Annotated in this window: 14 protein-coding genes; 7 read left to right on the top strand and 7 right to left on the bottom strand. The window is 73.4% G+C overall.

Features of this window, described 5'->3' with window-relative positions; genetic code table 11:
- Positions 1-434: 434 nt before the first annotated feature.
- Positions 435-2903 (bottom strand): protein kinase domain-containing protein, encoded by a 2469-nt coding sequence (locus tag AC060K_RS14345; RefSeq protein WP_483766076.1) that lies wholly within the window; start codon positions 2901-2903, stop codon positions 435-437.
- A 195-nt stretch (positions 2904-3098) separates the two neighbouring features.
- Between AC060K_RS14345 and AC060K_RS14340 the strand changes: the two genes are divergently transcribed.
- Positions 3099-4742, top strand: a complete 1644-nt coding sequence (locus tag AC060K_RS14340; RefSeq protein ID WP_483766075.1) for a MinD/ParA family ATP-binding protein — start codon at positions 3099-3101, stop codon at positions 4740-4742.
- Between the two features lie 91 nt (positions 4743-4833).
- Here AC060K_RS14340 and AC060K_RS14335 read toward each other — a convergent pair whose 3' ends face one another.
- The gene (locus AC060K_RS14335; RefSeq protein WP_483766074.1) at positions 4834-6012 is read right to left on the bottom strand and encodes a benzoate/H(+) symporter BenE family transporter; all 1179 of its coding nucleotides are present in this window, start codon (positions 6010-6012) and stop codon (positions 4834-4836) included.
- 74 nt (positions 6013-6086) lie between these two features.
- Entirely contained in the window at positions 6087-6926 is an 840-nt protein-coding gene (locus AC060K_RS14330; protein ID WP_483766073.1) for a metal-dependent hydrolase, read from the bottom strand.
- A 579-nt stretch (positions 6927-7505) separates the two neighbouring features.
- On the opposite strand from AC060K_RS14330, the gene AC060K_RS14325 reads away from it, so the two are divergent.
- Both AC060K_RS14325 and AC060K_RS14320 read left to right on the top strand, forming a co-directional pair.
- Positions 7506-7973, top strand: coding sequence for an HNH endonuclease (locus AC060K_RS14325; RefSeq protein WP_483766072.1), 468 nt, complete (start codon positions 7506-7508; stop codon positions 7971-7973).
- A 173-nt stretch (positions 7974-8146) separates the two neighbouring features.
- Positions 8147-9265, top strand: coding sequence for a hypothetical protein (locus AC060K_RS14320; protein WP_483766071.1), 1119 nt, complete (start codon positions 8147-8149; stop codon positions 9263-9265).
- A 15-nt stretch (positions 9266-9280) separates the two neighbouring features.
- Here the strand turns inward: AC060K_RS14320 and AC060K_RS14315 are convergent, their stop codons facing one another.
- The 3 genes from AC060K_RS14315 to AC060K_RS14305 all read right to left on the bottom strand — a co-directional run bounded on the left by AC060K_RS14315 (position 9281) and on the right by AC060K_RS14305 (position 11871).
- A complete protein-coding gene (locus AC060K_RS14315; RefSeq protein ID WP_483766070.1) occupies positions 9281-10306 on the bottom strand; it encodes a DUF2804 domain-containing protein in 1026 nt (341 codons plus the stop codon).
- Positions 10307-10433: 127 nt separating this feature from the next.
- Complete coding sequence (locus AC060K_RS14310) at positions 10434-10712, bottom strand: WXG100 family type VII secretion target (protein WP_483766069.1); 279 nt, start codon at positions 10710-10712, stop codon at positions 10434-10436.
- A gap of 94 nt (positions 10713-10806) precedes the next feature.
- Positions 10807-11871, bottom strand: coding sequence for an LLM class flavin-dependent oxidoreductase (locus AC060K_RS14305; RefSeq protein WP_483766068.1), 1065 nt, complete (start codon positions 11869-11871; stop codon positions 10807-10809).
- 74 nt (positions 11872-11945) lie between these two features.
- Between AC060K_RS14305 and AC060K_RS14300 the strand changes: the two genes are divergently transcribed.
- The 4 genes from AC060K_RS14300 to AC060K_RS14285 all read left to right on the top strand — a co-directional run bounded on the left by AC060K_RS14300 (position 11946) and on the right by AC060K_RS14285 (position 17102).
- On the top strand, positions 11946-12776 hold the full coding sequence (locus AC060K_RS14300; RefSeq protein ID WP_483766067.1) for a TrmH family RNA methyltransferase: 831 nt from the start codon (positions 11946-11948) through the stop codon (positions 12774-12776).
- A gap of 161 nt (positions 12777-12937) precedes the next feature.
- Positions 12938-14668, top strand: a complete 1731-nt coding sequence (locus AC060K_RS14295) for a purple acid phosphatase family protein (protein WP_483766066.1) — start codon at positions 12938-12940, stop codon at positions 14666-14668.
- A gap of 159 nt (positions 14669-14827) precedes the next feature.
- A complete protein-coding gene (locus AC060K_RS14290) occupies positions 14828-15280 on the top strand; it encodes an N-acetyltransferase family protein (RefSeq protein WP_483766065.1) in 453 nt (150 codons plus the stop codon).
- Between the two features lie 88 nt (positions 15281-15368).
- The gene (locus AC060K_RS14285) at positions 15369-17102 is read left to right on the top strand and encodes a glycoside hydrolase family 13 protein (protein WP_483766064.1); all 1734 of its coding nucleotides are present in this window, start codon (positions 15369-15371) and stop codon (positions 17100-17102) included.
- On the opposite strand, the gene AC060K_RS14280 is transcribed toward AC060K_RS14285, so the two are convergent.
- Positions 17099-18877 (bottom strand): ATP-dependent DNA ligase, encoded by a 1779-nt coding sequence (locus tag AC060K_RS14280; protein ID WP_483766063.1) that lies wholly within the window; start codon positions 18875-18877, stop codon positions 17099-17101. The genes AC060K_RS14285 and AC060K_RS14280 overlap by 4 nt on opposite strands.
- Between the last annotated feature and the right edge of the window lie 132 nt (positions 18878-19009).

Genomic DNA, 19009 nt, shown 5'->3' with positions numbered 1-19009 from the left:
TCACGAAGCTCCGCGGTGAAGGCAGGGCTTTGTGGCGTGGGGGCGACGTCCGTGGCGGCCTGGTCGTCGGGGTGCGGCCCCTCGAGGTCGAGGCGTGCGGACGCGCGGCGCGCGCGGAGGTACGGGGTGGACGGTGCTGCGGGAAAACGGGACACGATGTGCTCCTCGGGAGGTGAGGAGCGCGGCCGGCGGTGCCGGCGGGCCCGGCCGCGTCAGCGGCTGGCGGGCATGGCGCTCCTCGGTACGGGGGAGAGGCTGTGTGCCGGGTCGGTGTTGACACGGCGCGGCGAGACAGTGACGTCAGCCATGGCTCGACCTCCCCTCCGTACGGCCTCCCGGAGCGTGCCGGGCAGGCGAATCTTGCCGGTCCCCCGTCGGGGACCGTGCGAGGAGCATGTCACGCGGCCGCGGGGCCGCTCAACGGAATTACGGGGTCAGCCGCCCCAGCCGCCGAACATGTTCTGCAGTGCCTCGTCGACGGTGCTCTGGACGGTGTCCGCGATGTCCTTCTGCGCGTCCTCCACGCCCTGGTTGATCTCGTTCTCCACGTCGTCGCGGGCTTCCTCGATGCTCTGCTCGACGGCCTGCTCGGCGTCCTCGCGCACCTGCTGGGCGAAACCGACGAGCGCCTGGACCGCCACCAGGATCGACCAGACGATGAGGATCAGCACGTACGGCCAGATCTTGCGGCGCTTGCCGCCGCGCAGCGAGCCGACGGCGTTGACCAGGATCGAGAGCAGCAGCCCGACCACCGGGATGGCCATGTTGGACACGTACGGGGTCCAGGCCGGGCCGAGCCCGAAGGTGGCCACCGCGAGGTCGCCGAGGGCAGTGAAGAGGGGGAACGTCGAGGCGTCGGGCATCACGTCACCCGGCAGCATCAGCCGCACCACCTGGTAGAGGGACAGCGTGAGCAGCAGCCGGGGGATCCAGGTGCCCAGGACCACGCCGACGAGCCGCCAGCCGGTGTCCGTGCCGTCGTCGCCCCGCCGGTCGTCGCGCGAGCCGTCCCTGCGGTCGTCCCGGCGCGGGTCGTCGCGACGGTCGAGGGCGCCGGGCCCGTCCGGACGGCCACCCGGTCCTGCCGGGCCACCGCCCGGGCCGCCGGGGTGCTGGGGGCCGGGCTGCGCCGTCGGGCCGCCGGGTGCGCCTGCCTGGAGGGGGCGTCCGTACTGGTCCACCTGGCCGGGGGCCGGGTAGCCCTGCGGGCCGTACCCGGCGGGCTGCGGGGCATACCCGGGGCCGCCCGGCGCGGTCTGCTGCGGCGCGTACGCCGGGGCGACCCGCTGTGCCGGACGGGCCGCGGGCTGCTGCGGCAGCCGGGTCGTCGCACCCGGACCGGTCGCGCTGAGCCGCGCCGTCGCGGCGGGGTCGTGCGCGGCGCGGGGGTCGAGGCGCTGGGTGGGTGCGCCGCCGTCGTGCGCGGCGGCTGCGCCGAGGCCGGCGGCGCCTGCCGCACCCAGCGCGCCGCGGGACCCCGCGCCGCGTCCGGTGGCGTCCCGGAACGCGGTCCAGCCGCGGTAGGAGTTCTCGTACCCGGGCGGCGGGGCGGCGGCGGTCCACCGCATCGCCGACCAGACGAAGTCCTTGATCTCGCCCGGCGTGCGCCCCCCGGCGCGCTGACGGCCGACGGCGGCCACGTGGTCGGCGACGACCTGCTCCGCGGCGCCGTCGAACCCGTCGGCGTGCAGCTCGTGCAGCCGCCGCATGAGCGCCTGGTCGTAGACGAGGTTGGTCATGGGCTCGCCCGGCTGGACGGGTGCGGACACCACGGGAGCCGTCGCGACGGGCGCGGCGGGAACCGCGCTCGCGGTGAGCACCTCGGTGACGAGCGACCGCTCGGCGCGCGTGGCCTCGGTGGCGTCGAGGAGGCCCGGGTCGGGCTCCTCCTGCCCCAGCAGGGCGAGCACCGTGCGCGCGATGTTGTGCAGCGGCGGCCGGTCCTCGGGCAGGTGCCGGGTCATGGCCAGCACGAGGGGCAGCAGCCGCTCGTCCACGGGGCCTACGTCCTCGGCGGTGAGGTCGCGTCCCAGGAAGTTCACGCTGTCGGGCAGCGTGCCGGTGGCGAGGAACACGAGCAGCAGGCCCAGGCTGTACACGTCGGAGCGGGCGTGCGGCTTGCGCGCGAACAGCTCCGGCGCCATGTAGGCGATGGTGCCCGCCGCGTGCGTGGACGTGGTGGAGCCGTGCCCCTTGGCGATGCCGAGGTCGATCAGCACCGCCCGGCCCTCGCTCGCGATGATGTTGGCCGGCTTCACGTCCCGGTGCAGGTAGTGCTCCTCCTGGAGCACGGCGAGGGCGCCGGTGACGTCGTCGGCGACGCGGAGGACGTCGCGCCGGGAGAGCGGGCCGTTCTGCTGCACGAGCTGCTGCAGCGTGGGGCCGGGCACCAGCTCCATGGCGAACCACGGGGTCTCGGCGTCGAGGTCGCCGCGGACGAACTGCGGGAAGCCGCGGCCGCCGAGCCGCGCCAGCAGCGTGGCCTCGCTGACAAAGCGTTCCAGCGTGCCGTGCTCGGAGTTGGTCAGGACCTTGAGAGCCACCTCGCCGTCCTGGTCGGACGACGCGCGGTACACGTGCGCGAACCCGCCGTGGCCCAGCGACTCGTGGAGGGTGAAGCCGCCCAGGATCTCGCCCGTGGCGGGGATGCGGCTGCGGCCGGTCGGCGTGACCGGCGGTGCGGGAGGCGGCGGGGCGGGAGGGCCGCCGAGCGCCACGGTCGGTGCGATGCCGGGCGGAGGAGCGGGGCGCTCGTCCTGGATCCGCACCGTCGCGGCGGGCCCGGGGGTCATCCGGACCGTCGGGCCCTGGGGCGGCGCCACCCGGACCGTGGGCTCCTCGGCAGGACCGGGGGGAGGCACGGTGGGCTGGCCACCGGGAAAGCGGACGGTCTCGTCGGACAAAAGGAGCTCCTCGGGCACGCACACCGGACCTAACCGGCGGATTACCTGCAACCTATCAGGAACGAGAGGGCCCGCCGAGGCCCCCTGGATCCGCAGGTTCCGCCCGTTCCGGTCGACCGCGAGCGCACTTTGCCCCAGGCTGGCACGGGGTGGTTCCCCGCACCCCGGACACCCACGGATCCCCAGGAGATGGCAATGAGCACCGACACCGTTCCACTGTGGCCCCACGTCCAGGCGGTCGTCCGCGAGGACGGCACCGGCGAGGTGGTCGTGGACGGGACGCCGTACCCCGTCTTCGCCGCGGGGCTCGAGGAGGCGCGGGTCGAGGTGCTGCGCCGGGTCACGCTGACGGCGGCCCAGGTGGGGCGGGCGGTACGGGCCACCGCCGAGGGGCCGGAGGGGGTCTGGGCGCTGATCGTGCACCCGGACGGCACGGTGGTGCCGCAGGACACGGCGCCCCGGCCCGCGGTGCCGGTCGCCGCACCGGTCGCGCCCGAGCCGGTGGCCGTTCCGGCTCCGGTCGCCGAGACGGTGCCCGTGGCCTCCGTGGCCACGGCCGGGCCCGACGGCGCGCCGGTGACCGACCCCGTGACCGAGCCCATGATCGACCGGGTGCCGCCCGCGGCGTCGCCCGAGGTCGCACCCTTGGAGGCTCACCAGCAGGAGCCTGCGCAGCTGGAGCCTGACTACGTGGAGGTCGACTCCGAGATCGACGCCACGACGACGGTCCGGGGGAGCGCCCCCTCGGGCGTCGCGGAGTGGATGCGGCACCAGTCACCGTCGGTCGGGCCGGTCGGGCCGGTCGGGCCGACGGCGCCTGTCGCGCTCGCCCAGCCGACGTCTGGCCAGCCCGCCCCGGCTCTGGTGCCGTCGCGGCCCGAGGCGGCCGAGACGACGTCGGGCAGCCCGCGGACCCGGCGCGAGGCGCGTCAGTCCTTCCTGCAGCGCGAGCAGGTGGAGGAGCCGGCCGCACGCGGGCTGCGGGGTGCCCTCGCTCGCGTGGGCATCCGGCTGGGCCCCAGCGAGTCCGAGCGTGCCGAGCGCGACGACGAGCGCTCCGTCAGCCAGCACTGGCCCGGCCCCCGGACCGTGGCGGTCGTGAACGGCAAGGGCGGCGCCGGCAAGACGCCGTCGACGGTGCTCCTCGCCGCCGTGTTCGCCCGGTACGGCGGCGCCGGCGTCGTGACGTGGGACAACAACCAGACCCGCGGCACGCTCGGCTGGCGCACCGAGCAGGGTCCGCACGGGTCCACGCTGCTCGACCTGCTGCCGCAGACCGACCGGCTGCTCGGCACGTCCGCCCAGGCGGCGGACCTGGCCCGGTTCGTCCACCACCAGACCCGCGACAAGTTCGACGTGCTGCGCTCCAAGCCCATGGCCCTCGCGCACGAGCAGCGAGTGGAGCCGGAGGACGTCGACGCCATCCACTCCGTGCTGTCGAAGTACTACCGGATGATCTTCATCGACTCGGGCAACGACGAGTCCGACCCGATGTGGCTGCGCATGATCGACCACACGGACCAGCTCGTGGTCGCCACCACCACCCGCGACGACCACGCGGAGGCCGGGGCGCTGCTGCTGGAGGCGCTCGCGGCCCGCGACGGCCGGTCCGCGTACCTGGCGCAGCAGGCGGTGACCGTCGTGTCTCAGGCGGACCCCAAGGCGACCCCGGACGATGTGCGCCGGGTGGCCGAGGGCTACAGCTCGCTGGCGCGCGACGTCGTGACGATCCCGTTCGACCCGGCCATGGTCGACGGCCACCTGCGGTTCGGCGCCCTGCGCCCGACGACGCAGCGGGCCTGGCTCGCCGCGGGCGCGGCGGTGGCGCGGGGCCTGTAGCGGCGACCGCCGAGGGAGTGTCTTCGTCGGACGGGCTGACTGTCTCGGCGGGGAGGCCTTGCCGAGACAGTGACGTGGCCCGACGGGCGCCCTATCTCGGCGGGGGCGGCGCGGGCTTCCGGCGGAAAGACAGCGCGAACCGGACCGCCAGGCCCGCCGCCAGCGCCCAGAACGCCGCGCCCACGCCGAGGAAGGTCACTCCGCTCGCGGCCACCACGAAGGTGACGACGGCGGACTCGCGGCCGGCGGCCGGTCCGGCGGCGGCCGCGAGCGACGACCCGAGGGTCGCGAGCAGGGCGAGGCCGGCGACGGCCTCCACGATGCCGTCGGGACCGCTGCTGACCAGAGTGGTGAGGGCCGCGGAGAGCAGCGCCAGCACGAGGTACGCCCACCCCGACGTGTGCGAGGCGATCCAGCGCCGGCGCGGGTCGGGGTCGGCGTCGGGCGACGCGGCGAGCGCGGCCGTGATCGCGGCCAGGTTGATCGCGTGCCCGCCGGCGGCGGCTCCGGCCGCGGTGCCGAGACCCGTGACCACCATCGTCTCGCGCCAGGGCACCTTGTACCCGTAGGAGGCGAGGACGGCGACGCCCGGCACGTTCTGCGACGCCATCGTCACGACGTACAGGGGCACGGCGATGCCGAGGGTCGACGCCCAGGTGAGCTCCGGCGTCGTCCACTCGAGGCGCGGCAGCAGGGCGCCCGTGACCCCGTCGCCCTGCGCGGCCGAGGTCGCGATCACGGCGAGGGCGACGGCGAAGGCCGCGGGGACCGCCCATCGCGGCGCGAGGCGGAGGAGGACCAGCCAGGTCAGCACCACGGGGCCGACGAGCAGGGGCTGGGCGGCGAACGCCCGGACCGGCTCGAGGCAGAGGGACACCAGCACGCCCGCGAGCATCGCCTGCGCGATCGGCGTGGGGATCGACGCGATGACCTCGCCGAGACGCGGCCAGGCCGCCGTGAGCAGGATGAGCGCACCGACCAGGAGGAACGCGCCCACGGCGGCGGGCCAGCCGCCCGCGACCACGCCGGTGCTCGCGAGGAGGGCCGCCCCCGGCGTGGACCACGCCAGGGTGAGCGGGATGCGGTGGCGCGTGGTGAGCCACAGCATCCCGAGCGCCTGCACGACGCACACCGCGAGCAGGCCCGACGCCGCCTGGGCCGGTGTGGCGCCGACGGCCCGCAGCCCCGCGAGCACCACCGCGTACGAGCTGGTGAAGCCCACGAGGGCGGCGAGGAGGCCCGCGAGGACAGGGGTGGTGAGGCCGTGCATGGGTCGGACCCTAGCCCGCCGGCGGCCGCCGGGCCCAGGTGGCGGGCCCTCCGGTCAGCACAGGTGGCGGGCCGTCAGGCCCAGGTGGTGACCATGGTGCCGACGCCGTCCACCACAGCGTTCCACACGCTCATCGTGTCGAAGCCCATCTGGTCGAGGGCCGCCCACACGACGCCGACGATGGCGTACAGCGAGACGGGCGTCATGAGGATCCACTCACGCTTGGAGCCGGCCGAGCCCAGGATCGGGAAGGCGAAGTTGCCGCCGTAGCGCCACATGTCGTCGAACGGCAGCCTCTTGTTGGCGCGGACCCAGCGGGGCGAGCGGACGCGGATGGGCCAGAGCAGCGGCACACCCTGGGTGGTGATGAAGTCGCCGAGGATGTGGACCACGCAGCCGAGCGCCACGGAGAACGGCATCCAGTACCACTCGCTGGGCGCGAAGATCGCGATGAGCACGGCCATGCTGACGGAGGCCGTCCACGGCAGGATCTTGGTGTCCCGCGTGATCTTGAGTGCCTTGAGCGCGAACGCGACGAGCAGGATGCAGACGATTCCGGGGCCGATGAGGATCGTCGCGAGGTCACCCTCGAGCCCCGTGTCGATCGCGAGCATGCCCACGAGCCAGGCGATCGCCGTGAAGACGAGCACGCCGACGATCGAGTGGGTGCCCTTGCGGTGCCCGCCCGAGACCGTCTCCACGACCTTGACCACCGCGTCCGAGACGGGCGACAGCGAGTTCGCGATGGTGCCGCTGTGGTGGTCGGCGTCCGGCAGCAGGGCGGCACCCGCGCACACGACGGCTCCCGTCATGATCCCCACGTCCGAGACGGGATACCACCCGAAGGCGATCGGTGTGGTTGCGGTCACTGCGACCCAGGCTGCGGCTCCCGACGCGGCGTGGTGGCCTCCCATCATGGCGGTGTGCGCTCCACTTCCTTCGGGTGTCCCGAATGTTCAGGTTCCCCCGGTTGGTCCGGGGCGGGAGCCACCCTAGCGCGGGGTACCGACACAGCCCGGTACCCGCTGTACGGCGGGTCGCCACGCCGGTCCCCGACCGCCACGCCGGGGCCTTGGCGCGCTCATGGGTCACGGATCGGGTAAACCTATAGACGGTGCCAAGGTGGGGTGTGTACCTTTCTTCACACACGGCCTCGGCCGCCGCAGCATCGAGTGAGCCCGCAGGACCCATCAACAGACCAGCCTGAGCACGGAGAGGACGAGGAACCCATGGCACGCACGTCGCGCACGGACCAGGCGATCAGCCTGCGTCGCGTCGGTGATGCCACCGCCTCGTCCTACCCCACCACCGCGAAGCACCTTCGGGACGGCCGTGAGGCCATCCGGGGCGCTATACGACCCTGACCCGGCGCACGCCGGACCAGTGCTCGTGAGCCGCCTCGGGATCTTTGTTCCCGGGCGGCTCTTGTCGTCCCGGGAGGTAGTACCGACAGTCCGGCACACGCACGACGACGACCAGTAAGGAGCAGGCCCGTGGCAGACGTCCTCATACTCAACGCCGGCTACGAGCCGCTGCACCGGGTCTCGGTGCGCCACGCGATCCACATGCTGGTTCGCGAGGTGGCCGTGGTGGAGGAGGCCGTCGACGGAGCGACGTTCGGTCCCTTCCCCTTACCCCGGGTGCTGCGGCTCGTCCGGTACGTGGCGATGCGCTGGCGCTACAAGGCCAACGGCGCGCCCACGTGCACCAAGCAGGGCGTGAAGCGCCGCGACGGCGAGTGCGCCTACTGCGGCGGCCCCGCGGAGACCGTCGACCACGTGCTGCCGCGCTCGCGCGGGGGCCCCTCGACGTGGCTCAACCTCGTCGCCGCGTGCTACCCGTGCAACTCGTTCAAGGCGGACCGCACGCCGGCCGAGGCCGGCCTGGTGCTCCAGCTGACGCCGTACGTGCCGCACAGCGAGTACGCGCGCTCGATCAGGCGCGCGGCCACGGCGGCCTGATCGCCACGGTCACCTGATCGCCACGGTGCCCGACGCCGGTCTGGTCGCCTTCTCCGGAAGGCGACCAGACCGGCGTCGGGCATCCGGGCGTTGTACGGGGTTTACCTCATTGTGGGCAGTTTGAGGAGAGACGTACGGTCACCAGGTCAGTGCGGACGAACCTGGGAGGCATCATGCGTCGTCGGTCCCACCTCGTCGCGGCCCTCGCGACAACGCTCCTGCTCGCGAGCCCCGCGGTGCTCCCGTCGGTGGCAGCCCCGCCCGGCCCCGCCGACGGGCCCGTCGCCCAGGCCGCCTCGCTGCAGGTCTTCGGCACCTGGCACTGCGGCGACGACTACTGCACCTGGTCGACCGTGCGCGACATGGCCGACTTCGACGCCAAGAACCACTGGATCGTGGACCGGGGCGACGGGCGCCCGTCGGTCAACCTGGTGGTGCTGAGCTTCGTGAACCCGCTCGACCTGCTGCAGGGGACGGACGACGCAGCGCACGTCGACGGGGTGCCCGTCGGCATGAACCAGGCGGTCGTGGACTACTTCACGTCACGTGGGATCCGGGTGCAGCTGTCGGTCGGCGGGATCACGTACACCGACGACTGGAACGCGGCCCTCGCCACCGACCCGGCAGGACTGGGACGTGCGGCCGCCGCGGCGGCGACCCGGCTCGGCGTCGGCATCGAGATCGACTACGAGGAGAACACCGCGCCGAACCTCGCGGGGCTCCAGGCGTTCATCGACGCCTACCGCGCGGTGCATCCCTACGACGCGACCGGCGCCGACCCCCGCGCCCGCCTCACGATCGACCTCGCCGCGGGCGACCGCTACCTCCAGGGGATCACCCGGAAGGCCACCGCGGACTGGCTGCGCACCGACCTGCCGGTGCTGGACTACGCCAACGCGATGGTGCCCGCCCGTCAGCCCAGCCCGTCCACGGCGATCGCGAACTGGCAGGAGCACATCGACGGCAAGGCCCAGTACGCGCCGCCGATCCCGCCGCTCGCCCCGGCGAAGTTCACCGGCTCCCTGTACCTCACCGGCCGGAACGCGGTGGAGGCGGACTGCAACAGCTTTGCGTCGTCGGTGATGAAGGCGACGAGCTCGTGGGTGACGACGGCAGCGCCGAACGGGGCGGGGACCACGACCGGCCTGCTCGGCTACATGTTCTGGGCGGCCGAGCGGCCGTCCGTGCGGGGGTCGTCCACGGTGCCGCCGAGCTCGTGCGAGGGCGGGGTCGGCGTGGGGGCCACGACCTTCGGCATCCCGATCCCGATGCCGGCGCTCCGCCAGAGCTGAACCGGCAGGGCCGGGTCAGAGCCGCGCGCGCATGCTCTCGCACACCCCGTGGACGCCGTCGAGCACGTGCGGGCGTCCGCCGGCGAGGAGGGTGCCGTCGTACCGGCCGAACATCTGGAAGTAGTCGATGGCGAAGATGCCGAGCTGGTGCGTCACGTGCTTGCGCCCTTGCGGGGTGAAGGTGGCGTCGAGGCGGCCGTCGGCGGACGCGACGTGCCAGGGCGCGGTCTCCGGGTCACCGGTGGGCGTGAAGGTGACGTCGGCGAGCGGCTCGACGCCGTCGGCCGCCCAGATGCCCGACTCCTCCTCCTGGCCGGGCACCTCCGGCCGGTCGGCGAAGTTGGCGCCCACCGGACCGTCCGGTGTCGGGAACGCGAACGTTCCCCAGATCCACCGCGTGCGGTAGGGCAGGAGGGAGCGGTGCTCGTCGAGGATGGCGAGGTCACGCTTCGGGTCGAAGACGATCTCCCGGTCGCCGGCGCGCAGGCTCCCGCTCACCGGGTAGAGCACCTTGTGCGTGTACATCCGGTTGCGCCCGCCCGGCAGGCGGGAGCTCACGGACAGCGGGCCGGACGCGCCGCCGTGGTGGAGCACCAGCTCGCCCGTGAACGTGGGCGCCGTCGCGCTGGCGTCGATGTCGATGCGGACCACGTGCCGCACGTCGTCCCCGGTCTCCGGGGTGTCGAGCTCGTACCCGATGCGGTAGCCGGGCCGGTCGAACGACATCTCGCGCCCGTAGAAGCCCGCGGGCAGGCGGAGGGAGCCGCCCCGGGCGTTCGCCGCGTGCTCGAACCGGGTGCCGTCCGTGCGGTGAGCGACGTAGATCTCGGAGCTCGCCAGGTAGTGGGCGTCCTGGATGATCATCGAGGACGCCCAGTCCGGATGGACCAGCGTGAAGCCGACCCACTCCTTGAGGCGCAGGCGGCGCAACGGCCGGGCGAGGGGGCCGAACTCGGCCAGGGGATCGACGCGCGCGGGCCGGCTGGTGAACCGGCCGTACAGGCGGGTGCGTCCGTCGACGACGTTGTCGGGAGCGTTCATGGCGTCACAGTAGTGCTGGCGGGGGTTGCCGGTGGACCGGCCACGATCACCACGACCTGACCGGCGGCACGCACAAGGACAGCCACCCCGCAGCGCGGGGTGGCTGTCCGTGACTCGATGCAGAGCGTCAGCTCTGGTTCGAGGTCTGCTCCTGCATCTGAGCGTTCTTGGTCGCGTTGCGGCCGGCCTCGCGCAGCGACTCGGCAGCCTTCTTCAGCGCCACCTTGTGCTGGCTGTTCCACTCGTTCTTGAAGCGCTCCGCGTCCGGGCCCTTCCACGAGACGGACTCGACCTGCGAGGAGACCTGGTTCACGATCTGGTCCACCTCGTCAGCCTTCTGGGTCAGACGCTGACCCAGCTCACGAACCTGCGAGACATTCAGACCCCACATGCCGCCATCAGCCATGATGTACTCCCTCAGTCAGGGCCGCCCCCTGCGGGCGACCGGCTTCCATGACCCGTACTCAACCAGACGCCGGGCCGGAGGGACATGGGGAGGACTACCCACCGAGCTCCCGGGTGAGGAGCTCGAGCGTGGCGACGCGGCCGGGGGTCGCGTCGAGGGGCTCGTCAGCGCGTGATCCGGCGGCCGGCACGAGCATGACCTCGCCTATGCCGTGCCGAGCAGCGAGGCGTCGCACCTCGGCCGCGGCGCCCGCCGGGTCGGACACCAGCCAGCGCGCCCGCATCGCCTCGACCGCCTGGTCGATCACCGCGTCCGCCGGGGCGGCGAGCGCCTCCTCGACGGTCTCGAGCCGGCCGAGCGGCCGGCCCGACCGCAGCCGCGCCATCTGCCGCAGCTGGGGCAGTGCGCGCTCCTGGGCTTCGGCCTCGGTGGGCGCGACGACGGCGTTGAGCGTCAGGAACGTCTGGGGCGTGGGGTGCGCCTCGCTGGGCCGGTAGCGGTCGCGGTACAGGGCGAGGATCTGGTCGAGACCCTGTCCGGAGAAGTGGTTCGCGAAGACGTAGGGCAGCCCGAGCTCCGCCGCGAGGCGGGCGGAGAAGTCGGACGATCCGAGGAGCCACACGGTCGGCACGGAGCCGGCGGCGGGGGTGGCACGCACCTGGTACAGGTCGCCGGTGCCCAGGCGGAGGGATGCGCCGTCGGGCCCCAGGAGGGCCAGGATGTCGGTGACGTGCTGGTCGAAGCGGTCCACGTCCGCCGTCGGGCCCGTGGCCCGGAGCAGCGCGGTGACCACGGGGTCGCTGCCGGGCGCGCGCCCGAGCCCGAGGTCGATGCGGCCGGGCGCCAGCGCCTCCAGTGCGGCGAACTGCTCGGCGACGACCAGAGGCGCGTGGTTGGGCAGCATCACGCCGCCCGACCCGACGCGGATCCGCGACGTCCGCGCCACGGCGGCCGCGATCATGACGGGCGGGGTGGACGCGGCGACGGCGGCCATGTTGTGGTGCTCGGCGAACCAGTAGCGGGTGAGACCCAGCCGGTCCGCGGCCTGGACCAGGTCGAGGGACGCGGCGAGCGCCTGGGCGCTGGTCTGGCCGGTGCGGACGGGAACGAGGTCGAGGACGGACAGGCGCGGGGCCGGCCCTTGCGGTTCGGTGCTCATCCTCTGGCTCAACCGCGTCGGGTCCCGTGCTGTTCCGGGCGGCCGGCCGACGCGCGGACGGTAACCTTCACGGCATGGCGGACCTGCGCATCACGACCCGGAACGCCCGCTTCCAGCTGCTCCAGACGCTGCTGACGAACCGCACCAAGCGGGGGCGGGCGGGCGAGTTCCTGGTGCAGGGCGTCCGGCCGATCACGCTCGCGCTGGAGCACGGCTGGACCGTGCGCACGGTCCTCTACGACGCCGAGCGGCGCCTGTCGGGCTGGGCGCAGGACGTGCTCCGCACGAGCGGCGCGGAGCGGATCGCCATGGCGCCCGAGCTTCTGGCCGAGCTGGGCGAGAAGGACGACGGCGCGGCGGAGCTCGTCGCGGTGGTCGCGATGCCCGACGACGACCTGGGGCGCCTGCCCGTCCACGACACCTTCTGCGGGGTCGTGTTCGACCGGCCCACGCAGCCCGGGAACATCGGCAGCATCGTGCGGTCGGCCGACGCGTTCGGTGCGGACGGGCTGATCGTCACGGGCCACGCGGCCGACCCGTACGACCCCCGGTCGGTGCGGGCGTCGACGGGGTCGATCTTCGCCGTCCCGGTGGTGCGGGCGCCGTCGCACCGGGAGGTGCTCGACTGGCTCGCGAAGGAGCGGGCGGGCGGGCGGCCCGTCACCGTCGTGGGCACCGACGAGGACGGCGACGCCGACGTGTACGACACCGACCTGACGGGTCCGGTCCTGCTGCTGGTGGGCAACGAGACCGTGGGCCTCAGCGCCGCCTGGCGCGAGGCGGCGGACGTCACGGTGAGCATCCCGATGACTGGTGCGGCGAGCTCGCTGAACGCGGCCAACGCGGCGTCGGTGGTGCTCTACGAGGCGCGCAGGCAGCGCCTGGCGGCGGGCCCTCGCGCCTGAGCCGCCGGTCCGCTTCGAGAACGTCATCAGGTGCTGCTTCGAGGCGGCAAGCCGTACCTCATGACGTTCTCGAGGCGGACAGGGTGACCGGCCGTCCGAGCGACGCCCCCCGTTCAGCAGGTGCTCGGCGTCCGTTCACGGACATCCGGGACTTTAGGTACATGACGCTCACACGTTCACCGCGCAGCGCCGCGCAGACAGGCGCCGCCCTCGCTGCCTCCCTCGTCACAGCCGTCGTCCTCGTGGGGGTCGGGTTGTCCCCGGTCGTCGCGGCGCCGTCCGGCCAGGGGGCCGACGGCGGGGTGGTCGCCGCCGCCGTGGGGCCCACCCGGGTGGTCCTCACCCCGCCGCAGGACGCGTCGACGTCGCAGTCGTTCTCATGGCTGGCGGCCTCGGAGGCGCAGACCTCCGGTGTGGTCGAGCTGCGCCAGGCCGGCTCCACGAGCGTGCGGACCTTGGCGGCGCGGGACGCGGGCGTGGTGAACGGCAACCCGTTGCACCACTTCTCGGCCACGGCCACCGGGCTGACGCCGGCCACGAGCTACGAGTACCGGGTGGGCTCGGACGTCGCCTGGAGCCCCTGGTACACGTTCCGTACCGCGGCGGCCGGGGCGGGGGACTTCTCGTTCCTGTACTACGGCGACGCGCAGATCGGCCTCGACACCACCTGGCCCGCCGTCGTGGCGCGTGCGCGCCAGACCGCTCCCCAGGCGGTCGGCTCCGTCCACGCGGGCGACCTGATCGACACCGGCAGCAGCGAGACCCAGTGGCTCAACTGGTTCGCAGGCATGGGCACCTCCGCGGCCACGACGAACGTCCTCGCCGCCCCCGGCAACCACGAGTACTCCGGGGACAACCTGCTCCGGTCGTGGAAGGCGAACTTCGAGTACCCGCTGAACAACCCGAGCACCGCGACTGCGCCGCAGCTGGCCGCGCTTGCCGTGGGTGACACGGACGTGGCCCGGCAGTACGCGGCCTACCTCGCGCACTGGACGGAGTTCGCCGCCGAGACCGCCTACTTCGTCGACTACCAGGACGTGCGGTTCATCACCCTGAACGCCACCCGCGACACGACGTTCCTCACCCCGTCGAACCTGCCGGCCTGCTCGGGCACGTCCTGCCCCAGCACCCGGGTGGCCGACCTGTGGGTCCGGTTCCAGGCCGAGTGGCTGGACCACGTCCTGGCCACGAGCCCGCAGAAGTGGAGCGTCGTGACCTTCCACCAGCCGGTCTACTCGGCCTCGACCGGTCGCGACGAGCCCACGCTGCGCGCCCACTGGGTACCGGTGTTCGAGAACCGCAACGTCGACCTGGTCCTGATGGGCCACGACCACGTCTACGCCCGCGGCTACAACAACGCCGACCGCACCGCCGAGCCCGGCGTGACCGACGGCCCCGTCTACGTGGTGTCGAACTCGGGAGCCAAGCACTACGACCTCGCCTCGGCCAGCAGCAACGTCTGGACCCAGAACGGCGCCACGCAGGTGCGGCGCGGCGAGGACTTCACCACCTTCCAGGTCGTCGACGTCACCGCGACGACCCTGCACTACCGCTCCTACATCGCCGAGAAGACGGCCACCGCGACGACGACCCTCCCTGTCGGCGCGGTCTGGGACGAGCTGACGGTCACCAGGACCGCTTCGGGCAAGCGGGTCACCGAGGGCGGTCCGACGTCGAGCCCCAGCCCCACGCCCAGCCCCACCCCGACGGTGACGCCGACGCCCGACCCGACCCCGACGCCGTCGTGCGCCGCGAGCGCCTGGACCTCGCGGAAGTGGTACGCCGACGGCGACCGGGTGGTGCGATCCGGCCACCTGTACGAGGCCGTCCGCCGCAACCGCGGCGAGGACCCGCTCACGAGCGGCGCCTGGAGCAACCTGGGCGCCTGCTGAGCACGGCGCCTCTGCCCGGGGCACGGGGAGGCGGGCGTGGGCCCGTCTCCCCGTGCGCCTGACGAACGTCTGGTGAGAACGTGACGACCGGGTGACTCTTCTTCACGCATTACGCCCATGGTCTCGTGCTGACACCCCCGGACCTGCAATGATCCTTGGGTGTCTCTCGATGTGCGCCTTGCTTCAGAAACCGATGTCGACATCGTGGTCGACCTCTTCCGGAACTACCTGAGGTTCTACGGCCAGGACGTCCCTGACGCTCCTGTGCGCGAGTACGTCACCGCGCGCCGGGAAGCCTCCGACAGCGTGGTCCTGGTCGCGGAGCTCGACGGTGAGGTGGTCGGGTTCGCCCAGTCGTATCCCACGTGGTCGTCGGTCAGCCTGGGTCCCGTCTGGGTGCTCAACGACCTGTTCGTGGACCCGGAGATCCGTGGCTCCGGGGCGGGCCGGGCGCTGGTGCGCGAGACGTGCGCCCGGGCCACGGCGGCCGGCGCCGTCCGGGTCTCGCTCGCCACGGCCTGGGACAACATGGCCGCGCAGTCCCTGTACGAGTCGGAGGGTTTCGTCCGCGACGCGGACTTCATCCACTACGCGTACGTGACGGGCGTGTAGCGCTCGGGTCGCCGGGGGCCGCTCGGGCTGCCGGTGACGCCCTCCTGCGGCAGAGTCGACACGGCACGGACCGACGGAAGGAGCATGCGTGACGTACGACGACGCCCCCTGGTGGACCCGCTCGGTGGTGTACCAGGTGTATCCCCGGTCGTTCCAGGACTCGAACGGCGACGGCGTGGGCGACCTGCGGGGCATCCTCCAGCGGGTCGACCACCTCGCCGAGCTCGGGGTCGACGTGCTGTGGCTGTCGCCGGTGTACCGCAGCCCGCAGGACGACAACGGCTACGACATCAGCGACTACCAGGACATCGACCCGGTGTTCGGCTCCCTCGACGACTTCGACGCCCTCGTGGCCGCGCTGCACGAGCGCGGCATCCGCCTCGTCATGGACCTCGTGGTGAACCACACCAGCGACGAGCACCCGTGGTTCGCGGAGTCACGGTCCAGCACGGACAACCCGAAGCGCGACTGGTACTGGTGGCGCCCCGCGCGCGACGGCATGGTCCCCGGCGCGCCCGGCGCCGAGCCCACCAACTGGGGGAGCGCCTTCTCGGGGCCGGCCTGGGAGTTCGACGAGGTCACCGGCGAGTACTACCTGCACCTGTTCAGCCGCAAGCAGCCCGACCTCAACTGGGAGAACCCCGACGTGCGCCAGGCGGTCTACGCCATGATGCGCTGGTGGCTCGACCGGGGCGTGGACGGCTTCCGGATGGATGTCATCAACCTCATCTCCAAGCCGGTCGGCGAGGACGGGTCGCTGCCCGACGGGACGCCCGGCCCGTACGGTCTCGCAGGGCTCGGCGAGTCCGCGCACGGCCCCCGCCTGCACGAGTTCCTGCACGAGATGCACCAGGAGGTGTTCGCCGGCCGGGACCCGCGGCTGCTCACGGTGGGGGAGACCCCCGGCGCCACGGTCGAGGACGCGCGCCTGTTCACCGACCCGGCGCGGCAGGAGATCGACATGGTCTTCACGTTCGAGCACGTCGACCTGGACCACGGGCTCGGCGGCAAGTTCGACCCGCGCCCCCTGCGGCTCACCGACCTCAAGGCGGTGCTGGGACGGTGGCAGGCGGGCTTGTCCGACGTCGGCTGGAACTCGCTCTACTGGTCCAACCACGACCAGCCGCGGGCGGTGTCGCGCTACGGCGACGACACGGTGTTCCGGCGGGAGTCCGCGACCATGCTCGCCACGGTGCTGCACCTCCACCGGGGCACGCCGTACGTGTACCAGGGCGAGGAGATCGGCATGACGAACGGCGCGTTCACGTCGTTCGAGCAGTACCGCGACATCGAGGTGCTCAACCACATCACCGACGTGCGGGAGCGCGGCTACCAGGAGGACGCCGAGCTGCTCGCCGCGCTGGCGCCGCTGAACCGCGACAACGCCCGCACCCCGGTGCAGTGGGACGCGTCCGAGAACGCGGGCTTCACCACGGGGACGCCGTGGATCGCGGTCAACCCGAACCACGTGGAGATCAACGCCGAGGCCGACAAGGCCGACTCGCGGTCGATCTTCCGCCACTACCAGCGGCTCATCGAGCTGCGGCACACGGAGCCGGCCGTCGCCCTGGGCGACTTCACCATGCTCCTCGCCGACCACGAGCACGTCTACGCGTTCACCCGCGCTTTCGAAGGTGTGGAGCTGCTCGTGCTCGGCAGCTTCTCGGGCGAGGAGCAGGCGGTCGAGGTGGGCAAGGAGTGGTCGGACGACGCCGGGGCCGAGGCGCTGCTCGGCAACTACGCGCCGGCCGCCTGGGTGGGCGGCGACGGTCGCATCACCCTGCGGCCGTGGGAAGCGGTGGTACGAAGGCGCCGGGCCTAGGACGTGGCAGGCCCGGCGAGCGCCCGCACCGTGTCGATCGTGTCCGCCTCGGCCGCCGACTTGTCCTCGCGGTAGCGCAGCACGCGGGCGAACCGCAGGGCCAGGCCGCCCGGGTAGCGGGTGGAGCGCTGGAGGCCGTCGAACGCGATCTCCACGACCTGCTCCGGCCGGACGTGGACGACGTGGCCCTCACGCCGGGTCTCCAGCTGGAGGAACCGCTGGGTCTGCCACTCGAGCATCGCGTCGGTCATGCCCTTGAAGGTCTTGCCGAGCATCACGAAGCCGCCGTCCGCGTCGCGCGCGCCCAGGTGGATGTTGGACAGCCAGCCCTGACGCCGGCCAGAGCCCCACTCGACGGCCAGCACCACGAGGTCGAGCGTCTGCCGCGGCTTCACCTTGACCCACCCGGCGCCGCGACGGCCGGCCGCGTACGGAGCGTCGAGCGACTTGACCACCACGCCTTCCTGACCTTCGCGCAGCGCCCCGGCGAAGAACTCGGCGGCCTCGTCCGCGTCGGACGTGACCGCCCGGCGCACCGTCCGGCCCGGCGCGACGCGGTCGAGGACCGTGAGGCGCTCGCGGAGCGGCTCGTCGAGCAGGTCGCGGCCTTCGGCGTGCAGCACGTCGAAGAAGAACGGCACCAGCTCCAGCCGGGCGGCCAGCTCCGCCTCGGCCGACGGCGCGGGCGGGTCGGCTGAGGCGGCGTCGGCCAGGTCGTTGGAGGCGTCGCCGTCGGCCACCGTGTCGCCCGCGCTGCCCGGGCCGCCCGCTCTGCCCGACGCCGAAGCCCGCGTGGCCGAGCGGGCCGCCGTCTCCTGGAACGGCCGGGGCACGCCGTCCGGGCCGAGGGCGAGCGCCTCGCCGTCGAGGACCAGCGGGTCCGCGGGAAGCGCCCGGACGGCGGCGACGATCTCGGGCGTGCGGTCGGTGATGTCGTCGAGGGAGCGGGTGAAGACGCGCACGTCGTCGCCGCGGCGGTGCACCTGGATGCGGATGCCGTCGAGCTTGACGTCCACGCAGGCCTGCGGGGAGGGATCCGCGCCCGGGTCCACGCCGAGCTTGGTGAGGGCGGCGTGGATGTCGGGCGCAGACTGCGCCAGCATGGGCCGGACCGGGCGCCCGGGCTCGAGCCGGAACGCGGCGAGCGTCTCCGCCACGTCCCCGCCGGACACGGCGGACGCGAGAGCCGCTCGCGCCACCGGGCCGGAGGCCCCGCGCAGCATGACGGCGCGGCGGACGGCGTCGGCGGGGGCGCCCGCGGCGTCGGCCACCGCGTCCACGACGAGGGAGTCGAGCGCGCCCTGCCGCAGGTCACCGGCCACGAGCCCGCGGAGGAACGCCTGCTCCCGCTCGGTCGCGGCGGCGAAGAGGCGCGCGGCCGCGGCCGTACGGGCGGTGTCCGATCCGGGACCGGAGAGCCCGGCCATCGCCTCGAAGGCGGCGTCGACCTGGGCGACGGTGAGTGTCGGCTCGGCGGCCGGGGCAGGCAGGGCGCGCAGCGAGGCCCACCCGAGCCCGGTGCGGCGCTGGCGCAGCTCGCCGGAGAGGTAGGCGACGACGATCTCGACGTCGTCGCCCGCCCCGGCGCTGCCGGTGGCTGCGCTGTCGGCCCCGGTGCCACCGTCCCCGGCACCCCCGGCACCCCCGGCCGACGGGCCCCCCGCCGCCGCCTCCGCCGTTCGGCGCAGCAGGTCCGCGAGCGCCGCCCGCTTGGCGAGGCGCGAGCGGGTGGCGGCGACGGCGTCCGACGTGGCGGCGACCTCGGCGAGCAGCATGCTCCCATCGTGGCCGCGCGGCGGCGCGCCCGCCCGCCGGCCCTGGCCCGGCGACCGGGAGCCCGCGGCGTGAGCCCGCCGCGTGATCGGCAGTTCGGTGCGTGATCGGCAACTCGAACTGCCGATCACGCA

The sequence above is a fragment of the Antribacter sp. NEAU-D49 genome, from assembly GCF_057158775.1.
The sequence above is the reverse complement of the archived record's forward strand: the minus strand, read 5'-3'. Positions and strand labels throughout refer to the sequence as shown.

Coding starts and splice junctions, on each gene's coding strand:
- AC060K_RS14335 (WP_483766074.1), bottom strand. CDS start 6,012: ATGCACGGCCTCACCACCCCTGTCCTCGCGGGCCTCCTCGCCGCCCTC.
- AC060K_RS14315 (WP_483766070.1), bottom strand. CDS start 10,306: ATGAACGCTCCCGACAACGTCGTCGACGGACGCACCCGCCTGTACGGC.
- AC060K_RS14300 (WP_483766067.1), top strand. CDS start 11,946: ATGGCGGACCTGCGCATCACGACCCGGAACGCCCGCTTCCAGCTGCTC.
- AC060K_RS14295 (WP_483766066.1), top strand. CDS start 12,938: ATGACGCTCACACGTTCACCGCGCAGCGCCGCGCAGACAGGCGCCGCC.
- AC060K_RS14340 (WP_483766075.1), top strand. CDS start 3,099: ATGAGCACCGACACCGTTCCACTGTGGCCCCACGTCCAGGCGGTCGTC.
- AC060K_RS14280 (WP_483766063.1), bottom strand. CDS start 18,877: ATGCTGCTCGCCGAGGTCGCCGCCACGTCGGACGCCGTCGCCGCCACC.
- AC060K_RS14320 (WP_483766071.1), top strand. CDS start 8,147: ATGCGTCGTCGGTCCCACCTCGTCGCGGCCCTCGCGACAACGCTCCTG.
- AC060K_RS14310 (WP_483766069.1), bottom strand. CDS start 10,712: ATGGCTGATGGCGGCATGTGGGGTCTGAATGTCTCGCAGGTTCGTGAG.
- AC060K_RS14305 (WP_483766068.1), bottom strand. CDS start 11,871: ATGAGCACCGAACCGCAAGGGCCGGCCCCGCGCCTGTCCGTCCTCGAC.
- AC060K_RS14330 (WP_483766073.1), bottom strand. CDS start 6,926: ATGGGAGGCCACCACGCCGCGTCGGGAGCCGCAGCCTGGGTCGCAGTG.